At 46.0% G+C, this 20,841-nt stretch carries 19 protein-coding genes; 14 read left to right on the forward strand and 5 right to left on the reverse strand.

Annotated elements, in window-relative coordinates:
• The first annotated feature begins 6 nt into the window (after nucleotides 1-6).
• From C0638_RS14750 to C0638_RS14770, 5 genes are all read left to right on the forward strand, one after another.
• Nucleotides 7-2,658: an Hsp70 family protein gene (locus C0638_RS14750; RefSeq protein ID WP_058710411.1), complete on the forward strand. Its 2,652-nt coding sequence runs from the start codon at nucleotides 7-9 to the stop codon at nucleotides 2,656-2,658.
• Nucleotides 2,659-2,719: 61 nt separating this feature from the next.
• On the forward strand, nucleotides 2,720-3,232 hold the full coding sequence (locus C0638_RS14755) for an RDD family protein (RefSeq protein ID WP_025676103.1): 513 nt from the start codon (nucleotides 2,720-2,722) through the stop codon (nucleotides 3,230-3,232).
• Nucleotides 3,233-3,465: 233 nt separating this feature from the next.
• Nucleotides 3,466-4,242 carry a hypothetical protein gene (locus tag C0638_RS14760; protein ID WP_013372543.1) on the forward strand — a complete coding sequence of 259 codons (777 nt, stop codon included), beginning with the start codon at nucleotides 3,466-3,468 and terminating at the stop codon, nucleotides 4,240-4,242.
• A 499-nt stretch (nucleotides 4,243-4,741) separates the two neighbouring features.
• Entirely contained in the window at nucleotides 4,742-5,674 is a 933-nt protein-coding gene (locus C0638_RS14765) for a DUF2167 domain-containing protein (RefSeq protein ID WP_058710430.1), read from the forward strand.
• A 50-nt stretch (nucleotides 5,675-5,724) separates the two neighbouring features.
• Complete coding sequence (locus tag C0638_RS14770) at nucleotides 5,725-6,390, forward strand: hypothetical protein (protein ID WP_058710410.1); 666 nt, start codon at nucleotides 5,725-5,727, stop codon at nucleotides 6,388-6,390.
• A 93-nt stretch (nucleotides 6,391-6,483) separates the two neighbouring features.
• Here the strand turns inward: C0638_RS14770 and C0638_RS14775 are convergent, their stop codons facing one another.
• Complete coding sequence (locus C0638_RS14775; RefSeq protein ID WP_025676099.1) at nucleotides 6,484-7,515, reverse strand: PocR ligand-binding domain-containing protein; 1,032 nt, start codon at nucleotides 7,513-7,515, stop codon at nucleotides 6,484-6,486.
• A 188-nt stretch (nucleotides 7,516-7,703) separates the two neighbouring features.
• Here C0638_RS14775 and C0638_RS14780 point away from each other — a divergent pair, with 188 nt between their 5' ends.
• The 4 genes from C0638_RS14780 (at nucleotide 7,704) to C0638_RS14795 (ending at nucleotide 13,004) form a co-directional block, all read left to right on the forward strand.
• The gene (locus C0638_RS14780) at nucleotides 7,704-8,837 is read left to right on the forward strand and encodes a glycerol dehydrogenase (protein ID WP_058710409.1); all 1,134 of its coding nucleotides are present in this window, start codon (nucleotides 7,704-7,706) and stop codon (nucleotides 8,835-8,837) included.
• A gap of 1 nt (nucleotide 8,838) precedes the next feature.
• The gene (gene dhaK / locus C0638_RS14785) at nucleotides 8,839-10,599 is read left to right on the forward strand and encodes a dihydroxyacetone kinase subunit DhaK (protein ID WP_082689606.1); all 1,761 of its coding nucleotides are present in this window, start codon (nucleotides 8,839-8,841) and stop codon (nucleotides 10,597-10,599) included.
• Between the two features lie 163 nt (nucleotides 10,600-10,762).
• Complete coding sequence (locus tag C0638_RS14790) at nucleotides 10,763-11,014, forward strand: hypothetical protein (protein WP_013372537.1); 252 nt, start codon at nucleotides 10,763-10,765, stop codon at nucleotides 11,012-11,014.
• Between the two features lie 385 nt (nucleotides 11,015-11,399).
• Complete coding sequence (locus tag C0638_RS14795; RefSeq protein ID WP_058710408.1) at nucleotides 11,400-13,004, forward strand: cellulase family glycosylhydrolase; 1,605 nt, start codon at nucleotides 11,400-11,402, stop codon at nucleotides 13,002-13,004.
• 325 nt (nucleotides 13,005-13,329) lie between these two features.
• On the opposite strand, the gene C0638_RS14800 is transcribed toward C0638_RS14795, so the two are convergent.
• Nucleotides 13,330-14,334, reverse strand: a complete 1,005-nt coding sequence (locus tag C0638_RS14800) for an LLM class flavin-dependent oxidoreductase (protein ID WP_013372535.1) — start codon at nucleotides 14,332-14,334, stop codon at nucleotides 13,330-13,332.
• A 152-nt stretch (nucleotides 14,335-14,486) separates the two neighbouring features.
• On the opposite strand from C0638_RS14800, the gene C0638_RS14805 reads away from it, so the two are divergent.
• Complete coding sequence (locus C0638_RS14805; RefSeq protein WP_016324638.1) at nucleotides 14,487-14,810, forward strand: DUF3817 domain-containing protein; 324 nt, start codon at nucleotides 14,487-14,489, stop codon at nucleotides 14,808-14,810.
• 143 nt (nucleotides 14,811-14,953) lie between these two features.
• Here the strand turns inward: C0638_RS14805 and C0638_RS14810 are convergent, their stop codons facing one another.
• Together C0638_RS14810 and C0638_RS25705 are read right to left on the reverse strand one after the other, a co-directional pair.
• Complete coding sequence (locus C0638_RS14810) at nucleotides 14,954-15,910, reverse strand: acetylxylan esterase (RefSeq protein WP_058710407.1); 957 nt, start codon at nucleotides 15,908-15,910, stop codon at nucleotides 14,954-14,956.
• A gap of 36 nt (nucleotides 15,911-15,946) precedes the next feature.
• Nucleotides 15,947-16,210, reverse strand: a complete 264-nt coding sequence (locus C0638_RS25705) for a YkgJ family cysteine cluster protein (RefSeq protein ID WP_209446902.1) — start codon at nucleotides 16,208-16,210, stop codon at nucleotides 15,947-15,949.
• Between the two features lie 297 nt (nucleotides 16,211-16,507).
• Between C0638_RS25705 and C0638_RS14820 the strand changes: the two genes are divergently transcribed.
• Nucleotides 16,508-16,765: a GlsB/YeaQ/YmgE family stress response membrane protein gene (locus tag C0638_RS14820; RefSeq protein ID WP_013372531.1), complete on the forward strand. Its 258-nt coding sequence runs from the start codon at nucleotides 16,508-16,510 to the stop codon at nucleotides 16,763-16,765.
• 125 nt (nucleotides 16,766-16,890) lie between these two features.
• Here C0638_RS14820 and C0638_RS14825 read toward each other — a convergent pair whose 3' ends face one another.
• Nucleotides 16,891-18,183: an MFS transporter gene (locus C0638_RS14825; protein WP_058710406.1), complete on the reverse strand. Its 1,293-nt coding sequence runs from the start codon at nucleotides 18,181-18,183 to the stop codon at nucleotides 16,891-16,893.
• Nucleotides 18,184-18,462: 279 nt separating this feature from the next.
• Between C0638_RS14825 and C0638_RS14830 the strand changes: the two genes are divergently transcribed.
• The 3 genes from C0638_RS14830 to C0638_RS14840 are packed head-to-tail and all read left to right on the forward strand — an operon-like array spanning nucleotide 18,463 to nucleotide 20,767.
• On the forward strand, nucleotides 18,463-19,314 hold the full coding sequence (locus C0638_RS14830; RefSeq protein WP_013372528.1) for an amino acid ABC transporter substrate-binding protein: 852 nt from the start codon (nucleotides 18,463-18,465) through the stop codon (nucleotides 19,312-19,314).
• A gap of 17 nt (nucleotides 19,315-19,331) precedes the next feature.
• Nucleotides 19,332-20,000, forward strand: a complete 669-nt coding sequence (locus tag C0638_RS14835) for an amino acid ABC transporter permease (protein WP_058710405.1) — start codon at nucleotides 19,332-19,334, stop codon at nucleotides 19,998-20,000.
• Between the two features lie 14 nt (nucleotides 20,001-20,014).
• Nucleotides 20,015-20,767: an amino acid ABC transporter ATP-binding protein gene (locus C0638_RS14840; RefSeq protein ID WP_040103112.1), complete on the forward strand. Its 753-nt coding sequence runs from the start codon at nucleotides 20,015-20,017 to the stop codon at nucleotides 20,765-20,767.
• Nucleotides 20,768-20,841 lie beyond the last annotated feature (74 nt).

The raw sequence follows: 20,841 nt of genomic DNA on the forward strand, positions 1-20,841 counted from the left end.
TGAACGATGAACGGACCCTATACATACAGGTTGCTAGACCCGCTCACCGATCGAAAAAACGCTCGTTTCACGACCAAATATACGCGGGCGGAATTGGAGCAAATGACGACCTTTCAGTTGCGTGGCATATGTGATAAGGAGCGACTGGTCGAGGGCTTTGCGAATCGTCTGGCACGTGAAGAATTAATTCGCGTAATTTTGCGATTTCGAAGCGCGGAGGAGCATCTACTCATCACCAGACCCAATCCTAGCGGCTTTGAGCGTATGCAATCGGCATTACAGCGCAACTGGAACGACCGCCGGCAGGAGAGCGGTGGTATCCGAGTTCCCGCCAAAATCACGCTGTATCAGGGTGTGCGCACAGGTCGCATGGACAACTATCGGATCGAATCCGATTTGCCTTGGCTGAGCTCATCTAATGTGCTGCTGGTGAATGCGACAGGGGAATTGTGTGGTGTTTTAAATTTGGTGAAGGACGAGGGACGAACAGGCGTATATTATCTTTCTCGTCACCGCGATGCTGAACTGCGAGAGACATCCAATCATAGCTATAGCTTGCTGTTTTTGCGAAAGCAGGAATCAGAATATTTTTATAACCTCTACTATGGAGATAAGCCGATGCTACCGCTGAAACTTCAAGGTCACCGAATCCCGGTGGCAGAGCTGATCATTCGGGGCACGGAAACAACCGATGCGGTACTGGCGATTGATTTTGGCACCTCGAACACCACGGCAGGTGCTTATTTGGATAGTTCCTACGTTACGGCCCCTGATACAGGTATGAGCAGCACGGTAAGGCTGGACGCCATCAATTATGTATCATTCCCTGGCCCAGAAGGTACGGAAGGCGACTGGATCGAAGTGTTGCCGACCGCCATTCGCGTCGCGGACTGCTCTAATCCTGTGCATATCGTTTATGCATTTGGGGAGGAGGCACTACGTGGAAGCGATGTGGCAGGCAGCCGTGCCACGGTATTGCGGGGGATTAAACGTTGGGTCAATGACTATAAGCGAATCGAAGAATTAATGGATTCTGAGGGGAATACAGCAACCGCTTCCCGCAGCGATATTTTAGCGGCGTTTATCCGTTATGTGATTGCTACAGCCGAGCAGCAATTTAAGTGTCGGTTTCGCAATTTACACTTTTCTGCTCCTGTCAAGCTGCAGCCCCAGTTTATTGAGATGTTTAGCGATATTTTGCCTGATTACCGGATTGAAGCGGAGGATGCGCTGGACGAAGGGCTGGCAGTGCTCTACAACACGTTGGCAGACCAGATGGAACGAGGAACTTTTGCAGACGGTGAGGAGTATCAGGCACTTGTCATTGATTGTGGTGGGGGCACGACAGATCTGTCTTCCTGCCGCTTTCGGATAGAAGATGGACGTATTGCTTACAAGCTGGATATTCACACAACGTATGAAAATGGGGATACCAACTTTGGCGGCAACAATCTGACGTACCGGATTATGCAGTTTATGAAAATTGTATTTGCAGGTTATTATGCTGCCGAGACTCGTTTGCCTGACACCGATATTGATGCTCTGATCGGCATTCCTTCGGGAGATTTGTACCGTCATGTGGATGAGTTTGGAGTAGATGCTGTATATGCAGGGCTGGAGGAACGCTATCGCGACGCAGAGGCGATCTTGCCTACCGCGTTCAAACGGTATGAGCATGCTACACGGGATGAATATCAACGGGTACTGAGTAATTTTCATCTGTTGTGGAGTGCGGCAGAAAATATGAAAAAGGAATTTTTTCTACGTACGGGGGTCTTGCGCAGTCGCTTTGAATCCGAGCAGGTATTATCTGCTGAAAGCGACCTGAACATTGCCGTAATGGATCGTTGGCTGGTTTCGGTGATTGAGAACGGACGGTTCCGTGATGAATATGGTTTGCCTGATGTGGTGTTTAATATTCGTGAAGTACAGCAGCTACTTAAGGCAGATATCTACAATATTGTGCGCAAGTTTCTGGATGATTTTTATTTGGAGGGGCGCTTGCAGGATTATTCGATTATCAAACTGACCGGGCAGTCCTGCCGGATAGACGTGTTCCGCGAAGCGCTTAAGGAATTTGTGCCAGGGCGCAGTATTGAGTTCCGACAAAAGGCAGAAGACCTAAGCCGGGTACCTGAGTTGAAAATGGCCTGTCTGCGCGGGGCTATCCGTTACCTGAACGCTAAAAAAATGGGGACCATTGAGCCTGTCATTACCAATCATATTCAAGCTATTCCGTATACGGTCAGCGCATGGACGCATACGGGGCGTGAGAAGGAGCTGATTGCGAGTTTGGAAAGCAGCCGGGTACGCGGTTCGATTTCCCGGCCGTCTCAAGCGGTCGAAGTGGAATTCTTCCTGACGGCCAACGGGGGTAAGCTGCGTCAGCGCCATGTGTACCGCAGTCGGCCAGATGCTTTTGAACCCATGCCGTATGAGGAAATCGCAGAGCTGTACGGTCGGGATATCCCGCAGGATGATACGGACTCCATCCGCAATGAGGAAACGAAATATTTTGTTTTTGTCGGGGATAGTCGTTGGGGCTTTTATGTAGTACCGATTACCCGCCGTGATGAATTGCTGTATCTGGGTCCCAAGCGCTTTTTTGCCTTCGAAAATGATCTCTCCGAGCTGGATTTCTTTGACGGCACGAAATAATAAATTAAGAATTATTCAAATGCAGAAATCAGAAAAGCACACAACACTTGGAGGGAATAACATGCTGTATGCAGGTTTTTGGAAACGAACTTTAGCCTATATCATTGACAGCCTTATTTTAGGATTTGTATTTATGATAATCGGACTGGTCTGGATCATCATTCAGGCCATTGGAGATTGGGTGCCATCTCCGGCAGAAACCTCTATGCTGACAAACGGGCCGACTGCTATTTTTACCATGCAATTATTGGGACAAACTTTGATGAATTTGGGGGCTTCATGGCTGTATTTTGCGATCATGGAATCGTCCAAATGCAGAGCTACGGTGGGCAAGCTGGCTCTTGGTATCGTTGTAGTAGATGAATTTAACCAAAAGCTGAGCTTTGGACGTGCGAGTGCCCGCTACTGGAGTAAAATTGTATCGAGTATCATTTTGTGGATCGGTTTTATCATGGCAGGCTTTACAGCTAGAAAACAGGCTCTTCACGATCTGATCGCCCGTACCTATGTTGTGGACAAGCGTGAGCTGAATTATATACTTCGCGAGCAGGCTGGGCGCGGAGCCGGGATGTAACAGGTAGATAATAAATTCTGAGATCATAATGAACCTCAGTCTTCAATCAGGGGGAACAAGATGGATTTACGCAGATGTATAGAAAAGAATTTTCGTCTATTTATTGGATTACTTGGAGTAAGTAAAGCTCCACCCACCACCGATGATGGAGTTACAGTCCCGCCGCCTGCGCCCGGTGTGAACCGGCTATCTGTTCCCCTAAATAAAGAAGAATAGAGAAAGGAGGGAACCCCATGTTAACGCATATCGTTCCAAAGTTTGAAAAAGGTCGTATTCTCAAAACCGAGATGCTGGAAAATCTGCGGGATTACCCCCGTAGCTTTCTGGATATCCGATATCAGGATTATTCGGATGGCATTATTACCGGAATGAACGTGACCGTTGGGGAACATGCGCTGACCGTAGGCAGAGGCATTGTAAAGCACAAGAATAGATTATACCTGCTAGAGCAGGAACAGGAAGTGCCGTATGCAGCCACGGGGCGGCTGTCGGTGTTGAAGCTGCTTTTTTTGGAACAAACAGATCGCCCGGATTTCACCATGCATCATGCAGATATTGTGCTGGAGGCCGAGGCTGAGATCGGATTGGATGAACTGGAGCTGGGCCGGTTCAAACTCAAAGATGGAGCCGTGCTTCGCTCCAATTATCAGGATTTTGCTGATATGGCTACTGAATTTAATACATGGAGTGATATCCATGTCCCGTTTGCGGGCTTGTATCAAAGCACATTGCGCCCGGAAACGATGCGCTACTTTGCATCCGAACTGCTCAAAAGCGGTACAAACGATCCGATGGATTGTATGTTTGCACTGATGTGTCTGAACCTGGAGGCTGTGGACAGAGAATCTATCCAGCATTATATTGCGAACCGAAGTGGTGCGGAATATAAGGAATTTTCACATGCTCAGCTCCATAGGCAGCTAGTGTTGATTTTGGAAGGAGCCGGACGGGGGAAGCGCACAGCAGGCCGCTGGCAGGGCGGCGGAGCCGGACGGATGATTGTGGATTAAAATAACTGATAGAGGAGTGGAGTGTGCATCCCCTCTATCTTTACTTCTATGTCCCGGCATTTGATAAATCAATCCGGTGTAAGCCTATACATTCTTTTAAATAAAAAAGATGACATATGTATAAAAAACAGGAATAAAGTCACTAAGACTATAGTCGCTTGTTTGGTGAAGTGTACATTTCTTATTCTGCTGAAATTCGACATTTTATATGCTAGATGAGACTTGAACGGATAAGTTGCAGCCATTACGCAATTGTGCTTGTCCATGATGAGTCTTTTCATATCGCTCCTCTATACCTTGTAAAACCAGTCCGATTAGAGTAGAAATTTGCATACATATGTATAAAAATGAGTATTAAGTCTTGGAAACGCCCTTTGCTACTGTGAATTGACAAAATATAAAGCAGTGGCTAATATGGTTGGGGACACGGGAGATATTGGAATTTATAAAGGGGTAATGAGTTTTGAATAAGAGACTAGATAACAAATGTAACAACAAAATGAGATGGAGCCAAACGATTTTGGGAGCGCTGTTGGCGCTTAGTCTGGTGTTACTCAGTGGAGGAAACGCGTGGGCTTCATCCAGTGAACAATTAAAATGGGTTGAAGGTGGCCGAAAGGTAGACCTGGGAAAGGTGGCTACGGTTGATTTAGACTCATCTCTTCTTTTTTTGGATGCGGCTAACACTGCAAAGGTAAGCGAGATGAATCACGAAAAGCCATCTGGCAAGGAAATTGGGAGTATATTTCCGAAGGATGAAAATCAAAATTGGGAAGTTGTTTTTGAATACTATGAACTTGGACATATCAAGGATGATGAAAAAGAAGATATCGATGCAGATGCCATTCTAGATAGTTATAAAGAAGGTACGGAAGAGAGTAACAAGGAAAAGGCGGAAAGTGATCGCCTGTATGTTACAGGCTGGGATGTGGAGCCTTTTTATAATGAAGCGACCCATAATCTAACTTGGTCTATGCTGGCGGAGGATGGGAACAAGGAAAAGCTGATTAATTATAATGTTCGCGTGCTCACTCGTCAGGGTTATATCTCTGCCATATTAGTGTCCGATCCTGCACATTTGGATGCGGATAAGAAGTTTTTGAATGAGAAAATATTACCCAAGTTGACCGTCAAATCAGGTGAGCGATACGAGGATTTTAATGCTTCAACAGACAAAATTTCTGAGTATGGCCTGACTGGACTGATCTTGGGAGGAGCTGGCTTGGCAGTAGCTAAAAAGGTAGGCTTGTTGGCATTAATCATTGCTTTTTTTAAGGGCGCGGGAATTAAGGTGCTCGTCCTCATTGGTGCTGCTTGTGCAGGTGTGTTTGGTGTGATAGGCAAGTTTTTTGCCAAATTATTTCGCAAGAAAAAATCAGAATCCATGCACAATGAAACGAATGCTCAGGATCAGTCAGAAACATTACGGTAGCTCTAAAGAAACACACCATAATAAAATTGCTGATAAAAAGGGGGATTTGTATGTCCGTTCATGATGATGAGAAAACGAAAATTTATAAATTGGATAATAAACGTTTTGCTATTCTTCATCCTCATGCCATTCTTACCGATTTGGCTCAGGCTCAGGCAGAAGCAATCAGTGTGCAGCTTTCCGAAGGAACTGTGACGATGGAAGAAATGGAGCATTATGATTATTGTATTCCATTACATGCAATAGAAAGCGTGCAAACAAATTTGACCAAATTTGATGATACATTGCTTCTTACCTATACAAAAGCAGGTAGCTCCACACCTGAAAAAGTGAAAATGGAATTTGCCAGTGACGAAAAGGACGCGTTCGTACAGCATTTGTACAGCTATATGAAAGAGGATTATACTTATGAGCAATCTACGAATACAGCTTGGGCATCTATGAAACCGTCGATCGTCTTTTTTCTATACACATTATTGATCGGGGGCTTTCTCTCCTGGCTAGCGTATTATATGGAGACGGCTGATGAGTATTCGTTCAGGGTGCCTGCCATCCTGTATCCGGTTGTAGAGCTGATTTCGTATACGGGATATATGCCGGTCGCTATCTTTATGGGGGTAATTGTATTGATTTCCTTAATGATGGTCGTCAAAAGAGCAATCAAACCAAGCACTAAACTGGTGATTAAGCGCAAATCACAATCACAGGCAGCCTGATCAGCACACACAGATTATGTAGCTTAGGCAAGAACATTATGAACAGATGATCATGGTAACATATACCCATGAATCATCTGTTTTTTCGTTTATTTATCCCTTGTAATACTTTCGGTACACCGCAGGTGTTGTGCCTTCATATTTTTTGAATATTTTAATAAAATACCCCGGCTCATTGAAGCCAAGCTCGCTACTGATCTGGGATACCGGAATATCTGTGGCTTCGAGCAGCTGCTTCGCCCATTTCATCTTTAAGCGGGACAGATAGCTGGAAAAGTTCTCACCCGTTTCTTTCGCAAACAGCCGACTAAAATAACTCGGACTAATGTGACACAAGTCAGCCATGGCTTTTAGAGAGAAAGTTTCACCCTTGTGCTCATAAATATATTCAAAAGCGGGTTTGAGTACAGGATTTCCGCACGGAATATCCTCATCCCCTGAGGAGTTCAGATAGGCATCTGCTAAGATATTATTCATTTCTTTCTTAAGGCTTTCGATATGCTTCAGCGAGTAGCCAGGAAGGATCTCGGACAACTGCGGAGTGGATTCTATGGCCGAAGCCTTTTCGAACATTTCCGCGAGAAGATTTTTGTTCATCGCTTCTTCAACAATATAATTACACAATAAGGATAACATGTTGGAGATCATCTGAATTTCCTGATAAGTCATCGTCGGCAGATCGGCATAGTAGTCCTTAAGTTCCTCCCATTTGGAACTGTACAGCTTTTCATTTTTTGACGTGAGGATCTGTTCCAGCTGTAAAGCGCTCGAAGGATCAGCTAGGCGAACCTGGCCTGCCATGACGGCGCCGATGTATTTATCGTCGATAATGATCGGTACCGCGATGTCAACGATGTCATAATGACAGAGATAAATGTAAGGTTTGTTGGAACGTACGGCCTCAAGTCCACCACGAGAGTCACATTTTTGGCAGTAGGGAAGGAGATTCTCATCTTGGCGAACCTTCTTGCAGAACGATTGACATTGGCTGTGGCTAGTTACGGGATTCCCTCTATAATCGACGGTGAGAATGGCTAATTTGGTAACGGATGCTAATGAATCCTGCAACTGCTCCCACTTTTCCAAATCAAAGATTTTCTGGATGCTCAAATGTTCACGTATCAAGATTCTCATCCCTTAATGGTAAATTATCCTGTAAGCAACAACAAAAAAGTACAATTCACATGCTTCAGTGCAAAAAAATACAATTGCAAATTATAATATATTCCTTGATTCCTCCAATGTAAAGTTCACATGGTTCGTTTATAGTTTAAATCAGAACGAAACCAACACAATAAAGGGAGGAATTATAGATGAGAAAAGCTTTTATCAGCCCAAGCAAATATGTACAAGGTGAAAACGAATTGTTAAATTTGGGTTACTATGTGAGCACCTTCGGCAAATCTGCCTTACTGATCGCGCATCCAGCCGATATGGAGCGGGTGAAAGATAAGCTTGATTCCACTACGGAAAAGTATAACGTAACCTTTGTTGAAAGCGGTTTTATGGGTGAGTGCTCCAGACAGGAAGTGTCTAGACTTCAGGAAATCGCCACTGCGAATGGATGTGATTGCATCGTTGGTCTCGGCGGCGGCAAAGCGATTGATGCGGCGAAATGTGTGGCACAAGGAGAAGCGCTTATCATCTGTCCGACGATTGCTGCGACGGATGCGCCGACAAGTCACTCGGCCGTTCTTTATACTCCAGAAGGTGCTTTCGACGATTACGCCTATTTTAAACAAAGCCCGAGTGTCGTATTAGTCGACACCACTGTAATTGCCAATGCACCAACCCGATTCCTCGTATCAGGTATGGGTGATGCACTGTCGACATACTTTGAAGCCCGTGGGACCTCCCGCTCTTACTCCAGGGTCAACGCTGGACTGCCTAATGGAGTACGCGAGGGACAGTGTGCGCCAGCCGTAGGTACGAATGCGGCGTTGGCACTTGCAACGTTATGCTATGAAATACTCTTAAAAGACGGTGCCAAAGCAAAAGCGGCATGCGATGAAAATCAAGTTACACAAGCACTCGAAAATATCATTGAAACTAATATTTTACTCTCAGGTCTTGGCTTCGAAAGCGGCGGACTTGCTGCGGCCCATGCGATTCATGATGGACTCACCATTTTGGAAGGCACGCATCATTATTATCATGGAGAAAAAGTCGCATTCGGTACGATCGCACAGTTGGTGCTCGAAAACGCACCGACGGAAGAATTACATCAGGTACTGGATTTCTGTTTAACCATCGGTTTGCCGGTCTGCTTGGCCGATATCGGTGTCGATCATATCAGCCGGGAAGAACTCATGGAAGTAGCTGCTAAAGCCTGCATTGAGGAGGAATCGATTCATGCCATGCCGTTTCCGATCACGGTGGAGCAGGTTGCAGCGGCAATTGCTGCGGCCGACCGGATCGGCAGCCAGTACAAAGCGGAGGTAAAATAGCATGAAAAAGGTCATCAACCGTACGGAAAACTTGGTTCTTGAGATGTGCAGCGGTATTGCGCTCGCGCATCCCGAGTTGGAATTTCTACCAAAATATAAAGTGCTCAAGAAAAAGGAACTGAACACGGAGAAAGTAACGCTCATCAGCGGCGGCGGCAGTGGGCACGAGCCCGCTCACGCCGGCTTTGTCGGCAAAGGGATGCTCGATGCGGCGGTCTGTGGTGATGTTTTTGCCTCTCCTTCGCAAATTCAAGTGTATCAGGCCATTCGAGCAACCGCTGGGGAAAAAGGCACACTGCTGATTATCAAAAACTACAGCGGTGATATCATGAATTTTAGAAACGGCGCCCATTTGGCTGCTGAAGATGGTTTGGAAGTGGACTATGTAAAGGTTGAAGATGACATCGCTGTAGAAGACAGTCTATATACGGTCGGACGACGCGGTGTAGCGGGCACGGTACTTGTGCATAAGATCGCGGGTGCAGCAGCAGAAGAGGGCCGTAGTCTGGCGGAAGTCAAAGCAGTGGCGGAGAAAGCCGCTGCGAATGTACGCAGTATCGGATTTGCATTGACGTCGTGCACCGTGCCGGCGAAGGGCTCGCCAACGTTTGAGCTCGGGCCTGATGAAATCGAATACGGCGTTGGCATTCACGGCGAGCCTGGAATCAGACGCGAGAAGCTGACAGATGCGGATACGCTGGCACGCAGAATGGTAACCGACCTCCTTCGAGACATGCAGATCGAAAACGGATTCAGCGGAGAAATTGCACTGCTGATCAATGGTTTTGGCGGTACGCCTCTGCAAGAACTGTATCTTTTCAATTATGCGGTCACTCGCGAACTAGCAGCGAAGGGAATCAAGATCAATCGAGCTTTCGTCAACAATTATATGACAAGTATCGATATGGCGGGCATCACAGTTTCGATCATGAAGCTGGACGGCGAGTTGAAAACGCTACTTTCCCATGAAAGCAACGCGCCGGCGTTCAAAGTGTCTGGACCTGTTGATCATGTTGAATTCACGGAGCTTTCAACTGTAGCAGACGAAAATCGGCAAGTATCTTTCGAGGTGGAAACCGCTCCTGCCTTTGCAATTATTGAGGATAGCAAGATTACGTTGAACAATCTGATCTACCTGGTTGACAAAATGAGTGAGGTTATCATCAAGAATGAGGTGCCTTTCTGCGAGCTTGATTCTCATGCCGGCGATGGTGACTTTGGCATGAGTGTTGCGAAGGGATTTCGTCAGCTGAAACGGGAATGGAGCGACATCCTAAACCAAGATTCTTTGACGATGGGAACCTTTCTACATTCATGCTCGCTCGTCATCATGGAATACTGCGGCGGTGCTTCGGGCCCGATCTGGGGCTCGGCATTTCGCGCAGCAGCACGCTCTGCGGGCGAAAGAAACGAGCTCACCGTTACCGAATTCGCAGATCTGATGCAGGCTACGGTGCAAGGCATACAGTCGACAGGCGAACGTTCTTTCGGCAGAGGAGCCGTCGTTGGTGATAAAACGCTTATTGATGCATTAGTGCCATGTGCGGATAGCTGGGTAGAGAGCGCGAAATCAAATGTTGACGTGAAGGCAGCCTTTGTACGAGGTGCTCAGGCCGCTGTACTAGGGGCCAAAAAGACAGAAAACATTGTGGCGCGTATGGGACGTGCCGGAGCGGTCGGAGAGAGAAGCCTTGGTTATCCAGATGCGGGGGCTTATGCGCTTGGAGTAATTTTTACAGAGCTTGCTGAATGTTTGAATTGATTCGCTAATTCTTAAAAATTCAAGGTTTGTTCATTGCAATTGGGATGCATTAGGTTTATAATTTCAGACGGATTCAAAAGGCTTATCCCTGGATCCGTGGGAGTTCATCCCATCTGAGCAAGCATACTGCATGCTCAAATAAGAATTAAGCGAGGGATTTACAATGAAAACCTGCTGCACCATCCAAGTTGACGAAGACAGTTTAGTTATTGATTTGCCAGAAGAAGGAACCACGCTAGAGTCCCTGCTCGGTGATATTGAGAGTTGTGGAGGCAGTGAAGAACCTTGGCTACAACTTATAGACAAGGTAATGGGTAACTCATCTGAGACTGTACTGACAGATCAAGCGACGGATGGCGGCGATATGAACGAAGATCAGGCAACCCAAGAACCTCAAGCTGCCGCTAAGGGGTAATAGGGACATCATACATTAAGACGAATTGTTAATATTATCTGATCACATATAAGATCATGATAAGACTGCTGTACCGAGCCTAGGCATCGGGAAGCAGTCTTTTTTTAGGTTAAACTTAATAAGTAAATGAGACTTTTGTCCCTTCAGTACTCTATAGTAGCCAACTAAGGGGTACATATCTCAAAACCGTGACTTCTTATTCATTTTCTGGGATAAAGTCGAAATGTAAAATGAAACTAACTATAATAGTAGTAGCATCCATATACAGGTAAGTGACATCGAATGTTGGACCTGATCCTTTTATTGTATAAAAGAGGGGGCGAAAAAGCGGAGAACAACGTACTGATAAGTCTTATCTACTTTATTAAAAGGAAGGAATGTGTAAATGATGAACGGGCAATGGGTCCTGCCAAGGATCGCAAAAAGAGTAGCAGTAATGTTAACAGCAGTGTTGCTATTGACGTTAACGAATGGCTTCAACTGGAATGCGCCGACAGCAGAGGCGGCCGGGACGACCCCTGTGGAACGTTACGGACAACTTTCAGTAAAGAACGGTAAACTGGTGGATAAAAATGGACAACCTGTACAGCTCAAGGGCATTAGTTCTCATGGCGTTCAGTGGTTTGGGGATCTGGTGAATCAGGACACTATGAAATGGTTACGGGACGATTGGGGCATTTCCGTGTTTCGAGTTGCGTTGTACACTGAAGAAAATGGTTATATTGCCAACCCTTCATTGAAAAATAAAGTGAAGGAAGCAATTGAGGCAGCACAGAAACTGGGCCTGTACGTCATTATTGACTGGCACATTCTCTCAGATGGCGATCCGAACACTCATAAAAATGAAGCCAAAGCTTTCTTTAATGAATTTTCCACTAAGTACGGTCATTTGCCTAACGTAATCTATGAACTTGCTAATGAGCCGAATGGGAATGTAAACTGGAACAATCAAATCCGACCTTATGCATCTGAGGTATCTCAGGTTATTCGAGCTAAAGACCCGGATAATATTATTATTGTAGGAACAGGTACTTGGAGTCAGGATGTACATGATGCAGCAGACCATCCGCTTACAGATAAAAATACAATGTATACCGTGCATTTCTATGCAGGTACACATGGACAATCTTTACGTGATCGGATTGATTATGCCCTGAACAAAGGTGTAGGCATTTTTGCTACCGAGTGGGGTACAAGTGACGCTTCGGGTAACGGTGGTCCGTTCCTGAATGAATCCAAAGTATGGACTGATTTTATGGCCAGTCGCAAAATCAGTTGGGCCAATTGGTCGCTTTCCGACAAAAATGAGACCTCTGCTGCCCTGTTGCCTGGTGCAGACCGCAAGGGTGGATGGCCTGATTCGCAATTAACGGCTTCCGGTAAATTTGTAAAACAGGCGATTCTGGAAGGCTCCAGCAATCATGGTGGAGGAAGCAACGGCGGAAATAGCGGCGGAGATGGCAACAATGGTAGTAATAACAATGGTGGAAACAACGGTGGCGATCACAGTGGAAGTGCACCAGGCGGTAATAATGAAGGGATTGTGCTTCAATATCGCACTGATGACACGAACGCCAAGGATAATGCAATCCGGCCTCAATTTAATATCAAAAATACCGGAAAAACAGCTGTGAAGTTGAGTGACCTGAAAATTCGCTACTATTACACAGATGAGAGCAAACAAGCTCAGCAGTTTTTTGTAGACTGGGCCAGAATTGGTAATGAAAAGGTAAAAGCAACTTTTGTAACTTTGCCAAATCCGAAGTCCAAGGCTGATAAATATGTGGAGATTTCCTTCACAGATGGAGCGGGAACGATTCAGCCCGGCGGCGAAACCGGAGAAATTCAATCTCGTATTCACGCAGCGAATTGGAGTAATTTTGATGAGACTAACGATTACTCCTATGGAGCAACCCAAACAGCATTTGCAGACTGGGACCACGGCACCGTATATCAGCAAGGTAAGCTGGTATGGGGCATAGAGCCCTAGAATTTAACCATGACAAACTTAGTTGGGAACGAGTAAAAAGATGGGACTTTTGGTTGCACTCTTTTGAAGATATGAAGTATAGCGTATGAGCCTTTGGTATATGGATGATGGAACTTTAGAAGTAAACAACTCATACTTTTGTTCCGTTGGATATACTACCAAAGTACCATGCAACATTCAACTTTTGTGAGTGTCTACACTACTTCTATAGTACAGATGGGTTGGTTCTAATGAACCGATCCTCTACAACAAACCCCCGCTGTTGCCATTATAGGCAGGCGGGGGTTTTAATGTGCTGAAAATTAGCCTATGTTTAACCTTCTGTTTATACCAAATTAAAAGCTTTGGCCAGCAGCCGATAGGACTGAACACGCTTATCAAAGTCATGAATCGATGAAACGACCAGTAACTCATCGGTGCGATACTGCTCAGCCAGTCTCAGCAGCTGTTCCTTGCACTGTTCAGGAGTGCCAACAACACGCCATGCTGCGGACTGACGCAGCCGCTCACGATCAAATTCTGTATAGGGATAGGACATGGCTGTTTTCACCGATGGAAGAGAATTCATTTCTTTACCCTGCATGAGTAAAAGGAAATACAAACTAGCACTGGACGCCAGCTGCTCAGCTTCCTCTTCAGTTTCAGCGCAGGCTACCGTAACTGCCGCCATGGAGCGGGGCTTATCTCCTAAAATCGAAGGCATGAATTGCTCGTGGTAACGCGCGGTAGCTTCTACGCCGCCCGGAGTACCGAAAAATTGGGCAAAGGCATAGGAGGCACCCATCATCGCGGCCAATCTGGCGCTCTCCCCACTGGAGCCAAGCAACCATAATTCAGGAACGGTCGATATCATCGGGGAGGCGTGAAGACCAGCAAACCGATGATTGTCAGGCACCGAATCATGGAAGTAGTCGATTAAATCTAGAATCTGCTGTGGATATTGTTCGACAGCTTGGTATTTCCCTTCCTGCAAAGCGCGAGTAGCCAGCGGCAAGCCGCCTGGAGCACGCCCAATCCCCAAGTCAATGCGTCCTGGGTGGAGCGCCTCCAGCAGACGGAAGTTTTCAGCTACTTTATATGCGCTGTAGTGTGGTAGCATAATACCGCCTGAACCCACACGAATACGCGATGTATGAGCGGCCAAATGGGCAATCAATACCTCGGGACTGGAGTGTGCTAGTGTTTTGGACGCATGATGCTCGGATACCCAATAGCGGCTGTACCCCAGTTGATCAGCTTCACGCGCTAAATCTGTTGTATTAGACAATGCATCTTGAGCGGAACCGCCTTCAGGAATATGAGATTGGTCCAGTATACCCAGTTTAAGCATTTATAATCACCTCTTACACAACTGTATCAAACACAACTCATTTGGTCAAAATTCAAAAATGGATAGGTTGGAGTTTGTGGATCTTTTCGTTATAATAAAAGATGCATAAGGGATGAGAGAACATTCCTGCTCATGGAGAGGGGATTGAATTTGTGTTAAGAACACCTTTGGGGCGTGTCCGGCTCATGCTCTGGATTCAAGCTATAGCGTATTTGGCGATACTATTCACCCACCAGCCGCTGCAAGCTGCGGGCATGACCCAAGCGGTTATGGTGATTGGTAACATATACCGGGTGAGCTTTCTGTTGCTCCTCGTTGCTCTGATCTATGGAAAAACCGCATTGCATTGGTCTATACGGCGGCCTCTTTTCATTATGTTTGCATCCTTCATTCCGTTTGGCCTGATGATTATGGATTTTGTTTGGGTGCGAAAATGGACAGGGGATTCGGCAGCAGAACAGCGAACTGCATCGTAAACTTTGCAGAGATGCTTTGCTGTGAAGTGTCGAGGAGCTTGTCAGAGTAAGCAGGACTGGCTCCGATGCAGTTGAAAGAACATTACGCAGATAGATGCGTGGTGTTCTTTTTTTATGCACCGGAACCGGAGGAAACTGTTAACTCAATCTAATGCTAAGATTTGAACTAAAAATTCAGCCGTCTTGCGTCTATGGAAACCTTCTACCCAATGTCCGGTGAACGGATAAACTTCAATTGTTTTTGGTGATTCAATGCGGTTATAAGCAGCAAAAATCGTCTCTGGCATGCACACCGTATCCTTCAACCCTACAGATACCATGACCGGGATACGAATGCGATGAGCTAAATTCATCACGTCAAAATAACTCAATGTATGTAGTACCTGCTCCAAATGCTCGGGGAAGCGGTTTGCGAATTCGGCAGCTTCTGTCAGTGAACTGGTAGAATTCATCATGCCAAAATCCATATGACACATATTAGGAATATCCGCTACTATAGTAGCAGCTTTATCGCTGAGCACACCCACCATTAATGCAAGTCCACCACCCTGGCTGGCGCCACTGATTGCGATTTTATCTGCATCGACATCGGACTGCTCCGCCGCCCAATCTACGGCTCTAAGGGCATCAGTTGTAATCGTTTTGTAGTAGCAGGTATCCTTGTCCAATATTCCTTTCGTAACCCAGCCTTTAACGGTTCCGTGTGGATCATTTCGACGATCTCCCGTTTCTCCTCCCTGACCACGAACATCTACCGCCAATACAGCAAAACCAAGCATTAGCCAAGATGAATAATCTTCAGGATAGCCCTTTCCGCCTGTGTAGCCATGAAACAGAACGATGCATGGCAGTTTTTGATCCCCAGCATATCGGGGGCGTACATACCAGGCATGCAGAGGCGTATCATCGACCCCCTCAAAAGTGACCCGATAGGCCATCATATGAGGATACGGTGTTTCTACGGGCGTTTTGAATGCATGTACAGGTTTGGCGTAAACTTCTCTCAGTGTTTTGTCCCAAAATAAATCCATATCTTTGGGGGTGGTAAGATCGGGACCGTACTGCTTCAATTCGGCAATTCTTTTTTCAATAACATTCATAATCAAAAATTCTCCTTCATATCGAATGAGTTCGCCTTAAGTTTTACTTGGTAAAGTGGACTTCTCCAGCTCTCTCAGCAGCTCAAATGCTCTTTCATTAGTGTCTCCGCATGTATCCTTATCCGCATGAAAGCCACTGCATACGGCAGGACGCTCGGGTTTTCCAAATAATTGGCAACGGTAATCAGGCGTGAGCTGAGGGCATGGAACACCAGCAGGTTTTCCGTCTGGCATGCCGGGAATAGGGGAAGAAATCGTAATGGCAATGCAACATGCAGCACATCCTACTCGACACTCCAGTGGGGGTCACTCCTTAATAATTTGTTATTTTTGTAACTTATGCATGAAGTGACTTCAGTGAAGCCATAATGTGAGGATGGCACAAAAAAAGCAGGAATACAAGGATAAACGAATAGGAGACACACTTTTCACACAAAGAGCATAAATAATCTGGGAGGCACGTAGGATGATATCAAGCCCCCAAATCAGCGTTCCATTGCGTGGTAATATTAACCAATTGGTCTCTGTGTGTTCAAAAGGAGTTCGAGTGGTTAATAATAGAACACAACGATAAAAACTTAAACGAGGTGACGCAAAATGAGTTGGTTATGGGCATTGATTGTTGGCGGTATTATTGGTTGGTTGGCAGGAATTATCGCAGGTCGTGATGTTCCGGGTGGCGTGATTGGTAACATCATCGCTGGTTTTATCGGTGGATGGTTGGGTAGCTTGATTCTGGGAGACTGGGGTCCTGAAATCGGATCGTTCTACATCGTTCCTGCATTAATTGGTGCGATTGTGCTAGTCGTGATTGTGAGCTTGATCTTCCGTTCCGTTGGACGGAGCAGAGGTTAACTTTACGAATTATTGAATAGACTCGTCCTATGGGACGCGAGTCAAAATGGAAAAAAGCTGCTTCCGCAAGGTTCACAAATGAACCTGTGGGAGCAGCTTTTTTTGAGAAAAGGTTACATATTCCCCTATTGAAACCGTCTGATATGAGGAACAATTAGCACGCCCAGCACGATACACATGCCGATGGCTGCAAACATACCAATGGTGAGGATACCACCAAGCTTGTCCGCCACGGCACCTACGGCCAGATAGCCGACCGGAAGCAGTGCAAAGGAAAACATCAAATCCAGACTGGCTACACGTCCAAAGGATTCAGCGGGAACTAATTCCTGCAGGCTTGTCTCCCAGATAATCGCAAAAATCATAATGCCAAATCCTTCGAGCATCATGCTCATAATTAATCCTGGCATCCAGGTGACTATAGACAACAGCAGTAAGGCGAGACCGCTGACAAAAGCTCCTAAGTAAGCGAGCAGACCGCGGTGTTTCCAATGCTTGCGTGATCCATACACAAAGGCTCCCAGCATGGCACCAATGCCACTACTTGCCATTGCAATGCCGTATACGACTGGATTATAGCCATGATGAACCTTGAACAGCCACGGGATGAGCACAGCGATAATACCTGAATAACAGATATTAATGAAAGAAAAGGCGAGAATCGTAATCCATAGCCACGGATGACTTCTGAGAATAGCAAAGCCTGCTATAAAATCCTTGAGAAAATGTTGTCCACCCTGATCTTCCTGTTCTGAATCGGCCTGACGTTTACCGATGATGGAGGCCAAATGAGCACTTAGCATCCAAAAACAGGCAAAGGATACCAGATAAGCGATAGAATCCAGTCCAAAGCCGACACCTGGGGAGGAAAAGGATACAATAAAGCCTCCTAGCGGAGGACCGAGTAGACGAACGGCTTGTATACTGATTTGACTTAGCGCATTGGCAGCATTGCGGATGTCCGGTGTGAACACTTGTGCACGTAAGGCCGAATAAGCCGGATTAAAGATACCATCCATCAATCCGTACAACGCAAGGCCAACGAATAGGAACGGCAACTTCATCCCGTCCGTAAACATCAACACCGATGCAACGAACATCAGACCAAAGCGGGCGACATTCGTGAACAGAAGAAGGCGAATTCGGTCAATTCTGTCCACGATCATTCCTGCGAAAGGAAGAATAAGTACGTTTGGCAGCATATAAACCGTCATCGCCAATCCCATGATGGTGGTCGAGCCTGTCAGAGAATAGATAACCAGTGGCAAAATGACTGTCGTAACAGAACTTCCTAACATAGCGATCCAATGTCCAAGCCACAAGAGGGTGAACGCTTTGGATTGCTTTAAAGGTGAAGTAAAGGTAGCCCAGGCTGAGTGCCTTCCTTCGGGAGATAAAGCTGAATTTTGGGTATCCATGATCACACTCCGGTAAATATTTCTAATCTGCATATTAAAACCTATTATACGAAATCTCTTATGTAATGGTACACAAAAAGTTGCTGCGAGGGGAGTGAAAATGAATAGCCTGCTTATGATTGAGTCAACCTAGAATAGCCTTAGATGATAAAAAAATATAACTTACATTTTGGATAGGGATTATTGGATAAAAGCATTGACGCGCGAAAATGAATGATGTACTATTCAATGACTAGCCTGCGCTAGGTGATCAAGAAAAAGGGAAAGAGTGTGAATAACATGAGAAAATTTAGTTTTTTACCGATTGTATTCATCGTGATGGCATTGCTGGTTTCGGCTTGCGGCAACAATGATAAAGGCGCGGGCACGAATAATGCATCTACTGGAGAGAACGGTTCTAATAATGGAAAAGCAGATACAACGGCTGCAGCTACTCTTGAATCTGTCAAAGCCAGTGGCAAGCTGAGAATCGGTACGGAAGGTACCTATGCTCCGTTTACTTACCATGATGCTGCTGGCAAACTGACAGGCTTTGACGTCGATATTGCAACTGAAGTAAGTAAGCGCCTGGGTGTGCAACCGGAATTTATCGAGACGCAATGGGACGGAATATTTGCAGGCTTGAACTCCAAGCGGTTTGACGCAGTATTCAATGAAGTGTCTATTACAGATGAGCGCAAGCAAAAATATGATTTCTCCGATCCGTACATTGTCTCTAAGGCAGTTCTGATCGTGAGTGAAGATAATACGGACATCCAGAAATTTTCGGATCTAAAAGGTAAAAAGGCAGGGCAATCCCTGACTAGCAACCTGACTCAAATCGCAAAAAGCAACGGTGCGGAAATTGTAGCAACCGAAGGATTCAACCAAGCTATTGATCTCCTCACTTCCAAACGGGTAGATGCGACCGTCAACGACGGATTGTCTTATCTGGATCTGAAAAAGCAAAAGCCTGATGCTCCGATCAAAAAGGTGGACGAATCTGCGGATGCTTCACACAGTGCAGCTGTATTTAATAAAGGCAGCGAAGATTTGATCAAGGCAGTCAACAAAGCGTTGGCTGATATGAAGGCTGATGGTACGTATCTGAAAATTTCTGAAAAATATTTTGGAGCCGATGTGTCCAAATAATAAAGGATGTCTGTACAATGGATGATCGCCAAATACAAATTATTATGGATTCATTATTACCTCTGCTAAAAGCAGGGGTTTCTTTTACGATTCCGCTCACGCTGATCTCTTTTGCTCTGGGACTCGTGCTGGCGCTGATTACTGCGCTCGCCCGGTTGTCCAAATGGAGAATACTTAAGCTGATTTTCGGCTTCTATGTATGGGTGATTCGAGGAACTCCTTTGCTGGTGCAATTGTATATTATTTTCTATGGTTTACCTTCGGTGGGTATTACACTGGACCCATTTATTGCTTCAGTGATCGGTTTTACGCTCAGCGTGGGGGCCTATAGCTCTGAAATTATGCGTGCGGCTATTATTTCCATTCAGGAGGGTCAATGGGAGGCAGGATACTCCTTGGGGATGACACGTTGGCAAGTGCTGCGGCGGATCGTGCTCCCCCAAGCTTCCCGTGTGTCGGTGCCTCCGCTTGCCAATTCATTCATCAGTTTGGTAAAGGATACCTCACTGGCTGCCACTATCACCTATGTGGAAATGTTCAGAACGGCTAATCAGATTGTAGCTACCACATACGAACCGTTATTAGTGTATACCGAGGCTGGGGTTATTTACCTGATATTTAGCACGATATTGACGGTGCTGCAAAATTATTTGGAAAAGCGTCTGAGTCGTTTTTCCGTTAGATAAAGGAGATTGTACCGGTGATCCAAATTCGTAATATACACAAGTCGTTCGGCTCGCTGGAAGTGCTTAAGGGGATTGACGTGACGTTGGATAAGGGGAAAGTGCTTGTAATTATCGGTCCTTCCGGTTCTGGTAAAACAACGCTTTTACGCTGCTTGAATTTGCTGGAGGTTCCCGGCCAGGGAGAAATTCAGGTAGGTGATATTACACTGAATTTTACGAAAGGGACGAAGCTTCGGCAAGAAAACATTTTGGCGCTGCGTAAGCGGACAGGGATGGTATTTCAATCCTACAACCTCTTCCCGCATATGACTGCCGTACAAAATGTGATGGAGGGGCAAGTCACGGTTCAGAAAAAGAGCAAGGACGAAGCGCGCAAACATGCATTGGAGCTGCTTAAGAAGGTGGGATTGGCTGATAAAGCGGAATCCTATCCACATCAATTGTCGGGAGGACAGCAGCAACGGGTCGGTATTGCCCGGGCAATGGCGGTCGAACCTGAGGTGCTTTTGTTTGACGAGCCGACCTCTGCTCTTGATCCCGAGTTGGTAGGTGAGGTGCTCAAGGTCATGAAGCAGTTGGCTGCCGAAGGGATGACGATGGTTATTGTCACCCATGAAATGAAGTTCGCGGCAGAGGTTGCTGACCATGTAATCTTAATGGATCAGGGCGTAATCATTGAGCAGGGTACGCCATATCAGGTGCTAGAGCAGCCAACCAGCCCACGGGCCATCCAGTTTTTGAACCGACTGAGTGGGGAAACGGAATAAACTGAACAGACAGGCAGCTACAGCTGGGCATTTGAAAAATAAAGCCTCGCACCCGTAGCTGCCTTTTGCTCATC

It is taken from the genome of Paenibacillus sp. lzh-N1 (assembly GCF_002872435.1).
In the GTDB taxonomy this organism is placed as follows: Bacteria; Bacillota; Bacilli; order Paenibacillales; family Paenibacillaceae; genus Paenibacillus; species Paenibacillus polymyxa_C.